Below are 14,738 nucleotides of genomic sequence, written 5' to 3'. Positions count from 1 at the left end.
TTGGTCAGTCGGAGCCGTCCTCCCGGTAGGCCGCCGCCTCCTCCAGGTCCAGCCTGCGCAGCAGCGTCCGCATCATCTCGTCGTCGATCCGCCGCCGGTCCCGCAGCTCCACGAACACCGCGCGCTCCGCCGCGATCATCTCCCCCGACAGCCGCCGGTAGGTATCGTCCACCGACTCCCCCGTCATCTCGTTGACCGTCCCGAGCCGCTCCCAGACCGCGTTCCTGCGACGCTCCAGTACGTCACGGAGCCGCTGGGCCAGTGGCTGCGGCAGCGCGTTGCGCTCATCGGCCAGCAGCTCGTCCAGCCGCCGTTCCGCCGCCAGGGACGCCTCGCTCTGCGCCTGCGCCTCGGCCAGCGTCTCGGCCTGCAGGTCGCGCCCCGGCAGCTTCAGCAGCCGGATCAGCGGCGGCAGCGTGAGCCCCTGCACGACCAGCGTGCCGATGACGGTCGTGAAGGTCAGGAACAGTACGAGATTGCGCCCGGGGAACGGCTGGTGGTTGTGCAGCGTCGCCGGAATGGAGAAGGCGATGGCCAGCGACACCACTCCACGCATACCGGACCAGCCGACGATCAGCGGCGCGGTCCAGGTGACCCCCGGCTCGCGTTCCCTGATCCTCGGAAACAGCGCGCGCGGCAGGAAGGTCGCCGGAAAGACCCAGATGAATCTGACCACCACCACCGCCACGAAGACGCCGAGGGCGTACAGCAGGGCCTGCCAGACCCCGTACTGCCCGAGCCCCCGCAGGACGAAAGGCAGTTGCAGTCCGATCAGCGCGAAGACCACCGACTCCAGGACGAAGGCGACCATCTTCCACACCGCGGCCTCCTGGAGCCGGGTCGCGAAGTCCACCTGCCAGGCGCGGTGTCCGAGATAGAGCGCGACCACCACGACGGCCAGCACCCCCGACGCCCCCACCTCTTCGGCCAGCGCGTAGGCGAGGAAGGGGATCAGCAGCGAGAGCGTGTTCTGCAGCAGGGCGTCGGTCAGATGCGTACGCAGCCAGTGCAGCGGCACCATCAGCACCAGTCCGACGCCGACGCCGCCGAGCGACGCCAGCGCGAATTCCTCGACGCCACCGGCCCAGCTCGCCCCCTCGCCGACCGCGGCGGCCAGCGCCACCTTGAACGCGGTGATCGCGGTCGCGTCGTTCACCAGCGACTCACCCTGAAGGATGGAGGTGATCCGGTTCGGCAGTCCCAGTCTGCGGGCGATGGCCGTGGCCGCCACCGCGTCCGGTGGCGCGATGACGGCGCCCAGCACCAGGGCCACGGTCAGCGGCAGACCGGGCACCAGCAGATACGTGAGCCAGCCGACGGCGAGGGTGGCGAAGAGGACATAGCCGATGGAGAGCAGGGCGATCGGCCGGATGTTCGCCCGCAGATCGAGGTACGAACTGTCCACCGCGGCCGTGTACAGCAGGGGCGGCAGCAGCAGCGGCAGCACGATGTGCGGATCGAGCGTGTAGTCCGGCACGCCCGGCACATACGCGGCGATCAGCCCCACGGTCACCAGCAGCAGCGGCGCCGCCACCGGTGTCCTGCGGGCCGCGCCGGCAATCGCCGCGCTGGCCGCCACCAGCGCGACCAGCTGCAATACGTCCATTCCACCGTCCTCACGCGCGTCGTAACCTGGTCATCATGAGCGAGTGCCCCCACATCGCGGAACTGCCGCGCCCCGAGCCCGCGCCCCAGGGCGAGACCTGCTCCGAGTGTCTGGCGGCCGGCAGCAATCCCGTTCAGTTGCGGCTCTGCCTCGTGTGCGGCCAGGTCGGCTGCTGCGACTCCTCGCCGCACCAGCACGCCACGCAGCACTACAAGGACACGGGCCATGCGGTGATGCGGACGTTCGAGCCCGGTCAGAGCTGGCGGTGGTGCTTTGTGGACGGTTCGATCGTCTGACGCCTGGGTACGTCAACCCTTCGCCGGTTCTTCGCAATTGGGCCCCACAGACCCCTGGGTGCTTTCCGTGCCCATATGCTTACCATGAGTGACAGGTGTCGGGCGGGGGCCCGGCGACAGGGCACCATGGATCGCGATAGCGTCGCCAGTCCAGACCGGCTACGTACCGAACACGTACCGCAAGGCTCCGGGACATGTCCTGTCCCGGGGCCCTGAAGAGCTTGTGCCACCTTGGAGGTGAGGGTGTCCCAGATCGCAGGCGAGCCCGGGACTCAGGACTTCGTGGAAGTCCGGCTGCCCGCTGCGGGTGCCTACCTGTCCGTGCTGCGTACGGCCACGGCCGGCCTCGCGGCGCGTTTGGACTTCACCCTCGACGAGATCGAGGACCTCCGCATCGCGGTGGACGAGGCCTGCGCGATCCTGCTTCAGCAGGCCGTACCGGGCTCCGTCCTCAGCTGTGTCTTCCGCCTCGTCGAGGACTCACTCGAAGTGACCGTCTCGGCCCCCACCACCGACGGACGCGCTCCGGAACGCGACACGTTCGCCTGGACGGTGCTGTCGGCGCTGGCCGGCAAGGTCGAATCGACCGTCGCCGAGGACCGCACGGTCACCATCAGCCTCTACAAACAGCGCGGCGCGGGACCTGGGCCGGCGTGAGGAACGGGGACGGTCCGATGCGTGACGAGGGGCGCATCCCACGGGAGCCCGGGGGAGGGCACGAAGCTCCGGTGGAGCCGGTGCTCGCCCCGGCGGGCATCCCGGAGCAGCAGGCCCGTCCCCACCCGGAGGACGGGGTTGACGGCCAGACGGCCGCGGCGGAGCAGGCGCAGGCAGAGCGGGCGGCCTTTATGAGCGAGCAACACCACGATCCACATGACCGCAGCGGGGCGCGGGCGATGTTCATCGAGCTGCGCGAGCTGCCCGACGGCTCGGCGGCGCGGGCGGACCTCCGCAACCAGCTGGTGCGGATGCATCTGCCGCTGGTCGAGCATCTCGCGAGACGGTTCCGCAACCGCGGCGAGCCGCTCGACGATCTGACGCAGGTCGCGACCATCGGCCTGATCAAGTCGGTGGACCGGTTCGATCCGGACCGCGGCGTCGAGTTCTCGACGTACGCGACACCGACGGTCGTGGGCGAGATCAAGCGGCATTTCCGGGACAAGGGCTGGGCGGTGCGGGTGCCGCGCCGGCTCCAGGAGCTGCGTCTCTCACTGACGACGGCCACCGCCGAGCTGTCGCAGCAGCACGGCCGTTCGCCCACGGTCCATGAGCTGGCGGAGCGGCTGGGCATCTCGGAGGAAGAGGTCCTGGAGGGCCTGGAGTCCGCCAACGCGTACTCCACGCTGTCGCTGGACGTCCCGGACACGGACGACGAGTCACCGGCGGTCGCGGACACGCTGGGCTCCGAGGACGAGGCGCTGGAGGGCGTCGAGTACCGGGAGTCCCTCAAGCCGCTGCTGGAGGATCTTCCGCCGCGGGAGAAGCGGATTCTGCTGCTTCGCTTCTTCGGCAATATGACCCAGTCGCAGATCGCGCAGGAGGTCGGCATCTCCCAGATGCATGTCTCGCGTCTGCTGGCGCGCACGCTGGCGCAGCTGCGCGAGCGGCTGCTCGTGGAGGAGTAGGCCGAAGGAGCAGGCCGGAGAAGGAAACCCGAGAGGCAGGCGGCCGGCCCGGTCTCAGCGCCGGGAGTCGTCGGCCGGGCGGCCGATGCCCAGTGCCTCGGTCGTCGTCGGGTTGACCACCAGGACCAGGCCCGTCACGGCGACCACCGCCAGCGCGATCCCGGCCGGGATCAGCCCGCCCGAGGAGGTCAGCAGCGTGTAGGCGACCGGCAGGGCCATGATCTGGGTGATCAGCGCGGGCCCCCGGCTCCAGCCGCGGCACAGCAGCAGACCGCGCGCGGCGATCAGCGGGATGACCCCGAGCGCGATCAGGGTGAGACCGCCCATCTCCGCCTGCTCCGGGCGGTCGGGCCGTCCCAGCAACCCCATCACCAGGAGATACACACCGCCGACGATCAGCGCCAGGGCTTCGAGCCCACAGGCGCCGGCCGCCACGGTCAGGCGCGGGGGGCGCGGGGACGGTACGGGGGTGGTCCGCTCACTGCTGCTCACCCCTGCAGGGTAGCCGCCGCTGTACCGGGGACGACCCTCCGTCGTCCGGCCGGTAATCTGCTGGGCATGCGCGCACTCCTTGTGGTCAATCCGGCAGCAACCACCACCAGTGCCCGCACCCGCGACGTATTGATCCACGCGCTCGCCAGCGAGATGAAGCTGGAGGCGGTGACGACGGAGTACCGCGGCCACGCTCGCGATCTGGGCCGGCGGGCCGCCGACTCCGACGACATCGAGATGGTCGTCGCCCTCGGCGGGGACGGCACGGTCAATGAGGTCGTGAACGGTCTGCTGCACAACGGTCCCGATCCCGACCGGCTGCCGCGCCTCGCGGTCGTCCCCGGCGGCTCGACCAATGTCTTCGCCCGCGCGCTCGGGCTGCCCAATGACGCGGTCGAGGCGACCGGCGCGATTCTCGACGCACTCGCGCTGCGAAGCGAACGTACGGTCGGTCTGGGACTGGCGGCCGGGACGCCCGGCACGGAAGACGAGTCGGTGCCGTCCCGCTGGTTCACTTTCTGCGCCGGATTCGGATTCGACGCCGGGGTGGTCGGCCGGGTCGAACAACAGCGGGAGCGCGGGAAGCGGTCGACGCACGCCCTCTATGTGCGCCAGGTGGTACGCCAGTTCCTGGAGGAACCGCACCGCCGGCATGGGATGATCACTCTTGAGCGCCCCGGCCGTGACCCGGTCAAGGACCTCGTGCTGTCCATAGTCTGCAATACCTCGCCCTATACCTACCTGGGCAATCGTCCGATGTACGCGTCTCCCGGGGCCTCCTTCGACACGGCCCTGGATGTGCTCGGACTGAGCAAATTGTCCACCCCGGCAGTGGCTCGGTACGCGACTCAATTGCTCACTTCGACCCCCGATCGGGGCCCTCATGGGCGGCATGCCGTCTCTCTTCATGACCTGACGGACTTCACCTTGCATTCCAAGGCGCCCCTCCCCTTCCAGATGGACGGCGACCACCTCGGACTGCGCACGAGCGTGACGTTCACAGGCGTACGCCGTGCACTGCGTGTGATTGTGTGAGTGGAAGGGGCCAAAGTCCTTTCACTCGAACGTTTAGGCTGGCATCCACCCCATGGAAGTACGGCTGTGACCTAGTCGACACCGAGGAATCAAAAAAAACTTTCCAGAAGGGGTTGTATCCGCAGCCGAGGTTTGCGAATCTCTACTTGGCGCTCGGGACGGCCCGCAACATCGGCCTCCCTGAGAACCAGAACCCCTCCTCGAACCAAGGACCACACCAGTCTGTCTGGTGTGCGGCCCTTCCCTTGTCGAGGGATTCGTGAAAGCGTTCACATTCACAAGCAATCTGTATGTAATACCAAGAGAGGTAGCAGCCATGGACTGGCGTCACAACGCCGTTTGCCGCGAGGAAGACCCCGAGCTCTTCTTCCCCATCGGCAACACCGGTCCTGCGCTGCTGCAGATCGAGGAAGCCAAGGCCGTCTGCCGTCGCTGCCCCGTCATGGAGCAGTGCCTGCAGTGGGCGCTCGAGTCCGGCCAGGACTCGGGTGTCTGGGGTGGCCTCAGCGAGGACGAGCGCCGCGCTATGAAGCGTCGCGCCGCTCGCAACCGGGCGCGTAACGCGACCGCCTGATCCACCCTGAACGAGCTTGAGGCCGGCGGAGCGTACAGCGTGTACGCATAGTCCCGCCCTTGAAACGCAGCGCGCAGTACCCCCGATGCGCATCGCAATATGAGCTTCGAGCCGAGCCCCGGACCGTCACCACGGTCCGGGGCTCGATGCTGTGCGGACCGCGATCCCGTTCCGGACCGCGATCCCGTTCCGGACCGCGATCCCGTCCGGCGCGCGACTACTTCTGTGGCTCCACCGGAATGTCGAGCACCACATGCGTACCGCGCACCGGCGCCCGCACCATGTCGAAGCCGCCGCCCAACTCCCCTTCCACCAGGGTCCGTACGATCTGCAGCCCCAGATTTCCGGCCCGCTGCGGATCGAATCCCTCGGGCAGTCCGCGCCCGTCGTCCTGAACGGTGATCAGCAACCGGGCTTCCGAGCGGGAACCCTCCCCCCGCTTCACCGGCGATTCACCGCTGCGGATCGCCGAGACCTCGACCCGGCCCTGGTCCCCCGGCGCGAAGGCGTGTTCCAGCGCGTTCTGGAGAATTTCGGTGAGCACCATCGAGAGCGGGGTGGCCACTTCGGCGTCGAGAATGCCGAACCTGCCCGTGCGGCGGCAGACGACTTTGCCCGGCGAGATCTCGGCGACCATCGCCAGCACGCGGTCGACGATCTCGTCGAATTCGACGCGCTCGTCCAAATTCTGGGACAACGTCTCGTGAACGATCGCGATCGAACCGACGCGCCGTACCGCCTCGTTGAGGGCTTCCCTGCCCTGCGGGGAATCCATCCGCCGGGCTTGGAGCCTGAGCAGCGCGGCGACCGTCTGGAGGTTGTTCTTCACCCGGTGGTGGATTTCCCGGATGGTGGCGTCCTTCGTAATCAACTCGCGCTCGCGGCGCCGGAGTTCGGTGACATCACGGAGCAGCACCAGCGAGCCGATCCGGGTGCCCTTCGGCTTGAGCGGAATGGCGCGCAGCTGGATGACACCGCCGCTGCCCTCCACCTCGGTCTCCCGGGGGGCGTAGCCGCTGGCCAGTTTCACCATGGCCTCGTCCACCGGGCCACGGGCGGGAGCCAGTTCGTCCGTGGTCCTGCCGAGGTGATGTCCCACCAGGTCGGACGCGAGTCCCAGCCGGTGATACGCGGAGAGGGCGTTGGGGCTGGCGTACTGGACGACGCCGTCGGCGTCGAGCCGGATCAGTCCGTCGCCGACGCGCGGGGAGGCGTCCATGTCGACCTGCTGGCCGGGGAACGGGAAGGACCCGGCCGCGATCATCTGGGCCAGATCGGAGGCCGACTGGAGATAGGTCAGCTCCAGCCGGCTGGGGGTGCGGACGGTGAGCAGATTGGTGTTGCGCGCGATGACGCCGAGGACGCGGCCGTCGCGGCGTACGGGGATGGACTCGACCCGTACGGGCACCTCCTCGCGCCACTCGGGGTCGCCCTCCCGGACGATCCGCCCTTCGTCGAGTGCCGCGTCGAGCAGCGGCCGGCGGCCGCGCGGGACGAGATGGCCGACCATGTCGTCCTGGTAGGAGGTGGGGCCGGTGTTGGGGCGCATCTGGGCGACGGACACATAGCGGGTGCCGTCGCGGGTGGGAACCCAGAGCACCAGGTCGGCGAAGGACAGGTCGGAGAGCAGCTGCCACTCCGAGACCAGCAGATGGAGCCACTCGAGGTCGGATTCACTGAGGGCTGTGTGCTGGCGTACGAGGTCGTTCATGGAGGGCACACAGGGAGCGTACTCGCGGTATGAACCAGGACGAACCATGGTCGGTCCCGGCGGGAGCGGCGGGAAATAGGCCGCCCGCACGCATGGACAGGGCAGAATGGTCTAGTCCACAATGATGAGGTAAAGCCTCCACCCTCCCCGCACAGGAGGGCGGAACGAGGTACCCGGCGCTCTCTGCCCTGACTGCGCCGGCGCCTCTCCCACGGCCGCGCGGGACCGCACTCCCGCCGGCCGTAGCAACTCCGGGCTGCGGTGCCGGACGGGCCGAGGGTCTCGTCGCGGCGCCGCGGCCCGCGGGTGACTTCCCTCGCGACGGCCGCCCCGCCCTGACGGCGCCGCCCTCCCGTCAGCGGGCCCCAGAAGACCTCCCCGGTCCCGCCCGGCCGCCCCGCGCCCGCCTCGCCCCGTACCCCCGGCAGCCCCTGATCGTTCTTACGCCTCTGCTACATTGGTCTATACCACAACAGTCGCATCATCAGACCGGCAGGGGCCCAGCGTGGAAGTTGTCATCGTCCAGGACGCCACGGCAGGCGGCGAACTCATCGCGGACAGCATCGCCGCCCTGCTGCGCCGCAAGCCCGACGCCCTGCTCGGCGTGGCCACGGGATCGACCCCGCTGCCCATCTACCAGGCGCTGACGGCCACGGTCCGCTCCGGCGCCGTGGACGCCTCTGCCGCGCGCATCGCGCAGCTCGACGAGTACGTGGGGCTGCCGTCCGGCCACCCCGAGTCGTACCGCTCGGTCGTCCTGCGCGAGGTCGTGGAGCCGCTGGGGCTGAGCGAAAGCTCCTTCCTCGGCCCCGACGGCACCGCCGAGGACGTCCAGGCGGCGTGCGAGGCGTACGACCGCGCGCTCGCCGAGGCCGGCGGAATCGATCTCCAGCTGCTCGGCATCGGTACGGACGGGCACATCGGCTTCAACGAGCCGTGCTCCTCGCTCGCCTCGCGTACCCGGATCAAGACACTGACGCGGCAGACCCGGGAGGACAACGCCCGGTTCTTCGACAGCCTGGACGAGGTGCCGCACCACGTCATCACCCAGGGCATCGGGACCATCCTGGAGGCCCGCCATCTGGTGCTGCTGGCCACGGGTGAGGGCAAGGCCGAGGCCGTGGCGCAGGCCGTCGAGGGTCCGGTCGCCGCGCTGGTGCCCGCCTCCGCGCTGCAGCTGCACCCGCACGCCACCGTGGTCGTCGACGAAGCGGCGGCGTCCAAGCTGAAGCTCGCCGACTACTTCCGCGCCACCTACGCCACCAAGCCGGAGTGGCAGGGCATCTGAGCGCCCCGCCCGCACGACGGGACAAAGAGCCACACGGCGCAAAGAAACGGTGCCGGGCCGCCCACGAGGGGCGGCCCGGCACCGTTTCCGTCCGTCCCGGCCGGGGCGCGTCACCGGCCAGGACCGGGACTCAGTCCGTGCGGCCCGCGATGATCTCCGCCGCCGCCAGTCCGCACACCCGCGCCGCACCGTGCGTCGCGATGTGCAGGACCCCCCTCGGCTCCGCCTCGTTCACCCCCATCTCCACCACGACCGTCTCCGGCCGGGCGGCGATCAGGGCGTCCAGGGCGTCCGACATCCAGACATGCCGGTGGAGATCGCGTACGACGGCGACGATCGTGCGCCCGCCCGCCGCCGCGAGCACCTTCGCGACCAGCGCGCCGGTGTCCGTGCCCGCGATTCCGGCGCCGTTGTACGCGCCCGTCTCCGTGCCGGGCAGCAGGCGCCCCAGCTCCGCGGCGACGCCCCACGGGGTCTCGTCCCCGACGGCGATGTTCGCGACCGGGGTGAAGGCGGCGACGTACGGCGCGCTGTCGAGCGGCCGCACCGTCCCCGTCACCCGCAGCGCGCGCCGGGCCGCGACCAGTCCGATAGCGGTGCCGGGCGCGGTCCCCTCCTGTGAAGCCGCGCCCGGCTCCGAAGCCCCCCTGACCCGAAGTGTCCAGTCGGCGAGGGCGCGCACCCGCGCGGCCGCGTCGACCAGTCGCTCCTCGGGCAGTTCGCCGTCCCGTACCGCCGCCACCAGCGCGTCGCGCAGCCGCAGTACGGTCTCCTCGTCCGCGAGGCCGCCGCCGACACAGATGGCGTCGGCGCCTGCCGCGATGGCGAGGACCGAGCCGCGCTCGATTCCGTATGTCGAGGCGATGGCCTGCATCTCCATGCCGTCGGTGACGATCAGGCCGTCGAAGCCCAGCTCCTCGCGCAGCAGACCGGTGAGGATCTGCGGGCTCAGGGTCGCCGGGCGGTTCGGGTCGAGCGCGGGAAGCAGGATATGCGCACTCATGACGGATTTGGAACCCGCCGTGATGGCCGCGCGGAAAGGCAGCAGGTCACGGGCGTGCAGTGTGTCCAGACCCACGTCGATACGGGGCATCGAGTGGTGCGAGTCCACCGCGGTGTCGCCATGACCGGGGAAGTGCTTGGTGCAGGCGGCGACACCGGCGCTCTGCAGGCCTTCCACGTACGCGGCGGTGTGCCGGGCCACCAGTTCGGGATCGGCGCCGAAGGACCGTACCCCGATGACCGGGTTGTCACGGTTGGAGTTGACGTCCGCGGAGGGGGCCCAGTTGAGGTTGACCCCGCACTCGGCGAGCCGCCGGCCGAGCTCCCTGGCGACGTCCCGGGTGAGGTCCAGGTCGTCGACCGTCCCGAGGGCGTAGTTGCCCGGGAAGGAGGAGCCGTGCCGGACCTCCAGCCGGGTCACGTCGCCGCCCTCCTCGTCGATCGCGACGAGGACGTCGTCCCGTTCGGCCCGCAGGCGCGCGGTGAGCGCGGCGAGCTGTTCGGGCGAGGCGATGTTGCGGCCGAACAGGCCGACGGAGGAGAGGCCCTCGCCGATGTGCCGCAGCAGCCAGTCCGGGGCGGTGGTGCCGAGGAAGCCGGGCTGGAGGACGGCGAGGGCGTCGCGGGTGAGGGTGTCCGTACTGCTTACGAGCGTCGTCATCGGCGGTCCTAACCCTTCACTGCGCCGGAAGTGAGGCCGGTGGCCATGTACTTCTGCACCAAGAGGAAGAAGGCCACGACCGGGATGGCGATCAGGGTCGAAGCGGCCATCAGAGCTCCGTAGTCGATGCCACGCGAGGTGGTGAAGTTCATCAGCCACACGTTCAGCGTGTATTTGTCGTTGTCCTGGAGCACGACGTAGGCGAGGAGGTACTCGTTCCACGCGGTGATCAGGGAGAAGATCGCCGCGGCGGCGAGGCCGGGGGCGAGCAGCGGGAACGTCACCCGCCAGAAGGCTCCCATCCGGCTGCAGCCGTCCACCATCGCGGACTCCTCGAGCTCCGGCGGGATGTTGACGATGAAGCCGCGGATCATCCAGGTCGCGAAGGGCAGGGTCGAGACGAGATAGATGACGATGACGCCCCAGTACTCGTTCAGCCCGCCCAGGTCGTTGAGCTGGATGTAGATGGGGATCAGCATCGCGGTCGGCGGGAGCAGCTGCACGACGAGCAGCACGATCATGAAGAACTTCCGGCCGCGGAACTTGAACCGGCCGATGGCGAAGGCGGCGATGGTGGCGAGCAGCATGCCGCCGAGGACGGCGACGCCGCACACGATCAGGCTGGACTCGATGGCCGTGCCGAAGTTCGGCTGGTTCACGGCCCGCTGGAAGTTGTCGAAGGTGATCGACGAGGGCCAGAGGGTCTGGTCGTAACTGCGGATCTCGTGGTTCGGCCGCAGCGAGCTGATGATCAGCCAGTACACCGGGAAGGCCATGAGGACGAACACGCCCAGGCCCAGGATGTTGTAGACGAGCCGGTTCTTCTTACGGTCCGGTCGCAGGACCTGGGGGGTGGCGGCGCTCACTCGACCTCTCCGATCTTGAGCAGCTGGCGCAGGTAGTACACGGCGACGCCGGACAGCAGCAGGACCGTGATGAGCGAGATGGCCGCGCCCTGGCTGAACGAGTTGGACTCGAATGCCTTCTCGAACGAGTAGATGCCGAGGACCGAGTACTCCGGCTCCGGCTTGTTGCCGCGGATCAGGAAGATCTGGCCGAAGACATTGAAGTCCCAGAGGACGGACAGGGTGGCCACCATCTGGAACACCGGCTTGATGACCGGCCAGGTCACATAGCGGAAGACTCCCGCCACGCCGGCCCCGTCGAGGGACGCGGCCTCCTCCAGCTCCCGGGGGACCTGGGTCAGCGCCGCGTAGAGCGTGACGGCGACGAAGGGGATGGCGCCCCAGACGACGACCGCGCCGATGATGAGGAAGCCCTGCTTGGGGTCGAGGAACCAGTTGTGGCCCTGGGCGTCCACCCCGAGGTACTTGGTCAGCACCATGTTCAGGACGCCGTAGTCGGAGTCGGCGAACCAACGGAAGATGGAGGTCGCCACCAGCAGGGGCATCGACCAGGCGGCGACCAGGGCGGCGGTGAGCAGCAGCCGTACCCAGGTGTCCATGCGCTGCATGATCATGGAGATGCCGAGCCCGATGACCATGGTGGCCACCACACAGGCGACCATGAAGACGATGGTCCGCAGGACGACGTCCCAGAACTCGCCGTCGCCGAGGATCTCGGTGAACTGGTCGAAGCCCACCCAGGGGGCCGGGTCTCCGGTCCACAGCTCACGGCGGCCGACGTCCTGGAAGGACATGATGACCGTCTTCACGAACGGCCAGACGAAGACGGCGGCTATCGCGGCGAACGCGGGGGCGATCAGAAGATACGGCAGCAGTGCCCCGGACTTGCGTGGCTTGCGCGGCGCGTCCTCGGGCGGCTGAGGGCCGATCTCTTCGGTGACCCGTGCGATGGACACCGGCGGGTCGGCTGCTTTCATGTCGGCGGCACTCACTGTGCTGGCCTTCCGTTCGGACCTGGTACCGGAGGACGGGGGGCGACGGACCCGGAATCGGTCCCGCCACCCCCCGCGTGCGATCAACAGAGTCTCCACAGAGCCGGAGACTCACGAACTCGGCGGGCTCAGCGGCCCGGCGGGCTCAGGACTCTTCGTTGATCAGCTCGTTGATCTCCGCGTCGGCCGCCTTCGTGGCCTCGGCTACCGACTTGCCCTTGATGATGTCCAGCAGCATGACCTCGAGGATTTCCTTCTTCTCGATGGCCGTCCAGCCCGGGGCGATCGGGGTGAACCACGCGTCGGGGACGGCGTTCGCGATCGGCGCGGTCTCCGGCTTCGCCTTCAGCGGCTCCAGCTGCTTGGTGTTGTTCGGCAGGATGTTCTTGGAGACGAGCACCTCCTGCGACTTGCCGCTCGTGAAGGCCGCGATCCACTCCTCGGCGAGGTCCTGGACCTTGGACTTGGAGATGGTGGCGAGGTCGGAACCGCCGATGAAGGACGGCAGGGCCTTGCCGTCGGGGCCGGGCATACCGGCCGTCCCGATCTTGTCCTTCAGCTTCGGGTTGCCGTTCGCGGCGGAGTCGACGACGCTGCCGGCCTCCCAGCCGTTGCCGTAGAGAAGCGCGGTCTTCTCGTTGGCCATGACGTTGGCGTGGTCCGCCTCGTCCTTGGTCTTGTCGCCGTGGTTGTACTTGTTCACCAGGTCGACGAAGTGCTGGATGCCCTTCTGGGCCTCCGGGGTGGAGAGGCTGGCCTTCCACTCCTTCGCGCCCTCGTCGTACGTGGCTATCTTGCCCCCGTACGCCGCGACGTAGGACATGGCCGCGTACCAGTAGCGGCCCGGCAGGTAGAGCGGCGAGAAGGCCTTGTCCTTGCCGTACTTGGCGCCGACCTTGTCGAGCGCCGCGGTCAGCTCGGCCTCGGTGGTGGGCAGCTGGTCCGAGCCGGTACCGGCCTTGAACATGTCCTTGTTGTAGATCGCCACTCGCGCACCGGCGTAGTAGGGCACGCAGAACTGCTTGCCCTCGAAGGAGCAGGTGTCCTTCAGGCCCTTGATCCAGGTGTCCGAGTTCTCGTACTTCTTCGGGTCGATCTCGCCGAGTGCCCCGTTGAGGATGTACGTCATGGTCTCGGTGTTGCCGAGCTCGACGACATCCGGGTACTTGTCGCCGGCGAGCGCCGCGTCGAGCTTCTTGGCCTTGTCCGCCCACTGCTGGTACTGGATCTTGACCTGGACGTTCGGGTACTTCTCCTTGAACTGCGCGTTGACGTCCTTGACCAGCTCCGGCCAGGTGCTCTGCGCGTCCGACATGAGCCAGACGGTCAGCGTCTCCTTACGGTCCTTGGGATCCTTCGACGCTGTGCTGTCATCCGAGCCACACGCGGCAATACTGACCAACATGCCCGCGACGCCGACCGCCGCGATGAGCTTGCGCTTCACGCCACCCTCCTCAGGGATGCCTGCAACCCCTGCCCACCGCGAAGACTTACGACGAGTACTGCTGGGGCTGGGACCTGGTCTTTAATGGTTTAGACCAGTACGGGGAGCTTGGCCTAGACCTTTAGGGGTGTCAAGGGTGTATAAGAAGGGCAGTCCTGTCCGTTATCGGACCGACACCTGAGGGAGGGCGACGACCCGTGACCGGACCGTGCCACCATGTGAGCCGCGACAGACGGAGGAGCCGGTGACGGCAGCAGCACAGGAGTCGGGGAGGCAGGCCATGGTGAAGGACGGGGGCGGCACGGAGACCGAGGGCGGGGCTGCCACCCGCACGGCACGGGTGCCAAAGTACTACCGGTTGAAGCGTCATCTGCTCGATATGACGGAGACGCTGCCGCCCGGCACGCCGGTGCCTCCGGAACGTACGCTCGCCGCCGAGTTCGACACCTCGCGCACGACCGTACGGCAGGCGCTCCAGGAGCTGGTGGTCGAAGGCCGGCTCGAACGCATCCAGGGCAAGGGCACCTTCGTCGCCAAGCCCAAGGTCTCCCAGGCCCTCCAGCTCACCTCGTACACCGAGGACATGCGGGCCCAGGGCCTGGAGCCGGCCTCGCAGCTGCTGGACATCGGCTACGTCACCTCCGACGACACGCTGGCCGGGCTGCTCGACATCACCGCTGGCGGACGCGTGCTGCGCATCGAGCGGCTGCGGCTGGCCAGTGGTGAGCCGATGGCCATCGAGACCACGCACCTGTCGGCGAAGCGCTTCCCCGCCCTGCGCCGCTCGCTCGTCAAGTACACGTCTCTCTATACGGCGTTGGCCGAGGTGTACGGCGTGCACCTGGCCGAGGCCGAGGAGACCATCGAGACCTCCCTGGCCACCCCGCGCGAGGCCGGACTGCTCGGTACGGACGTCGGCCTGCCGATGCTGATGCTCTCGCGGCACTCCCTCGACGGCGACGGTGAGCCGGTGGAGTGGGTCCGCTCGGTGTACCGCGGTGACCGCTACAAGTTCGTGGCGCGGCTGAAGCGTCCGGCCCGCTGACGAAGCGGACCGACCCCGGCCCACCGACGAAACGGACGGGCCATCAGGAACCGGGCTCTCGGGCCCGGTTCTTTCGTATGACCGCCGCATACCGTTGCCGT

General features: G+C 68.7%; 14 protein-coding genes. 7 read left to right on the top strand and 7 right to left on the bottom strand.

The window, feature by feature from the left end; all coding sequences use genetic code 11:
• Nucleotides 1–4: 4 nt before the first annotated feature.
• Entirely contained in the window at nucleotides 5–1,606 is a 1,602-nt protein-coding gene (locus ACFVWW_RS13945) for a Na+/H+ antiporter (protein ID WP_384184111.1), read from the bottom strand.
• A gap of 35 nt (nucleotides 1,607–1,641) precedes the next feature.
• On the opposite strand from ACFVWW_RS13945, the gene ACFVWW_RS13940 reads away from it, so the two are divergent.
• The 3 genes from ACFVWW_RS13940 (at nucleotide 1,642) to ACFVWW_RS13930 (ending at nucleotide 3,527) form a co-directional block, all read left to right on the top strand.
• Nucleotides 1,642–1,902 (top strand): UBP-type zinc finger domain-containing protein, encoded by a 261-nt coding sequence (locus tag ACFVWW_RS13940; protein WP_384184108.1) that lies wholly within the window; start codon nucleotides 1,642–1,644, stop codon nucleotides 1,900–1,902.
• 243 nt (nucleotides 1,903–2,145) lie between these two features.
• Nucleotides 2,146–2,559, top strand: coding sequence for an anti-sigma regulatory factor (locus ACFVWW_RS13935; RefSeq protein WP_329829332.1), 414 nt, complete (start codon nucleotides 2,146–2,148; stop codon nucleotides 2,557–2,559).
• A gap of 17 nt (nucleotides 2,560–2,576) precedes the next feature.
• Nucleotides 2,577–3,527: an RNA polymerase sigma factor SigF gene (locus ACFVWW_RS13930; protein WP_384184105.1), complete on the top strand. Its 951-nt coding sequence runs from the start codon at nucleotides 2,577–2,579 to the stop codon at nucleotides 3,525–3,527.
• Nucleotides 3,528–3,581: 54 nt separating this feature from the next.
• Here the strand turns inward: ACFVWW_RS13930 and ACFVWW_RS13925 are convergent, their stop codons facing one another.
• Nucleotides 3,582–4,019, bottom strand: a complete 438-nt coding sequence (locus ACFVWW_RS13925) for a hypothetical protein (RefSeq protein ID WP_384184102.1) — start codon at nucleotides 4,017–4,019, stop codon at nucleotides 3,582–3,584.
• Nucleotides 4,020–4,085: 66 nt separating this feature from the next.
• On the opposite strand from ACFVWW_RS13925, the gene ACFVWW_RS13920 reads away from it, so the two are divergent.
• Complete coding sequence (locus ACFVWW_RS13920) at nucleotides 4,086–5,054, top strand: diacylglycerol/lipid kinase family protein (RefSeq protein WP_384184099.1); 969 nt, start codon at nucleotides 4,086–4,088, stop codon at nucleotides 5,052–5,054.
• Nucleotides 5,055–5,370: 316 nt separating this feature from the next.
• Nucleotides 5,371–5,628 (top strand): WhiB family transcriptional regulator, encoded by a 258-nt coding sequence (locus tag ACFVWW_RS13915; RefSeq protein WP_004937597.1) that lies wholly within the window; start codon nucleotides 5,371–5,373, stop codon nucleotides 5,626–5,628.
• 217 nt (nucleotides 5,629–5,845) lie between these two features.
• Here the strand turns inward: ACFVWW_RS13915 and ACFVWW_RS13910 are convergent, their stop codons facing one another.
• Complete coding sequence (locus ACFVWW_RS13910; protein ID WP_384184096.1) at nucleotides 5,846–7,348, bottom strand: sensor histidine kinase; 1,503 nt, start codon at nucleotides 7,346–7,348, stop codon at nucleotides 5,846–5,848.
• A gap of 496 nt (nucleotides 7,349–7,844) precedes the next feature.
• On the opposite strand from ACFVWW_RS13910, the gene nagB reads away from it, so the two are divergent.
• On the top strand, nucleotides 7,845–8,627 hold the full coding sequence (gene nagB / locus ACFVWW_RS13905; protein ID WP_386878364.1) for a glucosamine-6-phosphate deaminase: 783 nt from the start codon (nucleotides 7,845–7,847) through the stop codon (nucleotides 8,625–8,627).
• Nucleotides 8,628–8,757: 130 nt separating this feature from the next.
• On the opposite strand, the gene ACFVWW_RS13900 is transcribed toward nagB, so the two are convergent.
• The 4 genes from ACFVWW_RS13900 to ACFVWW_RS13885 form a co-directional block, all read right to left on the bottom strand.
• The gene (locus ACFVWW_RS13900) at nucleotides 8,758–10,290 is read right to left on the bottom strand and encodes a glycoside hydrolase family 3 protein (protein WP_384184092.1); all 1,533 of its coding nucleotides are present in this window, start codon (nucleotides 10,288–10,290) and stop codon (nucleotides 8,758–8,760) included.
• Nucleotides 10,291–10,298: 8 nt separating this feature from the next.
• Nucleotides 10,299–11,156 carry a carbohydrate ABC transporter permease gene (locus ACFVWW_RS13895; protein ID WP_384184089.1) on the bottom strand — a complete coding sequence of 286 codons (858 nt, stop codon included), beginning with the start codon at nucleotides 11,154–11,156 and terminating at the stop codon, nucleotides 10,299–10,301.
• Complete coding sequence (locus tag ACFVWW_RS13890; protein WP_384184086.1) at nucleotides 11,153–12,148, bottom strand: carbohydrate ABC transporter permease; 996 nt, start codon at nucleotides 12,146–12,148, stop codon at nucleotides 11,153–11,155. The genes ACFVWW_RS13895 and ACFVWW_RS13890 overlap by 4 nt, the downstream gene beginning before the upstream one ends.
• Nucleotides 12,149–12,293: 145 nt before the next feature.
• Entirely contained in the window at nucleotides 12,294–13,592 is a 1,299-nt protein-coding gene (locus tag ACFVWW_RS13885) for an extracellular solute-binding protein (protein WP_386878365.1), read from the bottom strand.
• Between the two features lie 280 nt (nucleotides 13,593–13,872).
• On the opposite strand from ACFVWW_RS13885, the gene ACFVWW_RS13880 reads away from it, so the two are divergent.
• Nucleotides 13,873–14,637 carry a GntR family transcriptional regulator gene (locus ACFVWW_RS13880; RefSeq protein WP_384184225.1) on the top strand — a complete coding sequence of 255 codons (765 nt, stop codon included), beginning with the start codon at nucleotides 13,873–13,875 and terminating at the stop codon, nucleotides 14,635–14,637.
• The last annotated feature ends 101 nt before the right edge of the window (nucleotides 14,638–14,738 follow it).

This window comes from Streptomyces sp. NPDC058198, from assembly GCF_042882605.1.
GTDB lineage: Bacteria > Actinomycetota > Actinomycetes > Streptomycetales > Streptomycetaceae > Streptomyces.
Note: the sequence above shows the minus strand (reverse complement) of the source record. Positions and strands in the feature narration are given on the sequence as shown.

Excerpts from the sequence above, each read along its gene's own strand:
- ACFVWW_RS13940 (WP_384184108.1), top strand. The coding sequence starts at position 1,642 with ATGAGCGAGTGCCCCCACATCGCGGAACTGCCGCGCCCCGAGCCCGCG.
- ACFVWW_RS13880 (WP_384184225.1), top strand. The coding sequence starts at position 13,873 with ATGGTGAAGGACGGGGGCGGCACGGAGACCGAGGGCGGGGCTGCCACC.
- ACFVWW_RS13930 (WP_384184105.1), top strand. The coding sequence starts at position 2,577 with ATGCGTGACGAGGGGCGCATCCCACGGGAGCCCGGGGGAGGGCACGAA.
- ACFVWW_RS13920 (WP_384184099.1), top strand. The coding sequence starts at position 4,086 with ATGCGCGCACTCCTTGTGGTCAATCCGGCAGCAACCACCACCAGTGCC.
- ACFVWW_RS13900 (WP_384184092.1), bottom strand. The coding sequence starts at position 10,290 with ATGACGACGCTCGTAAGCAGTACGGACACCCTCACCCGCGACGCCCTC.
- ACFVWW_RS13945 (WP_384184111.1), bottom strand. The coding sequence starts at position 1,606 with ATGGACGTATTGCAGCTGGTCGCGCTGGTGGCGGCCAGCGCGGCGATT.
- ACFVWW_RS13915 (WP_004937597.1), top strand. The coding sequence starts at position 5,371 with ATGGACTGGCGTCACAACGCCGTTTGCCGCGAGGAAGACCCCGAGCTC.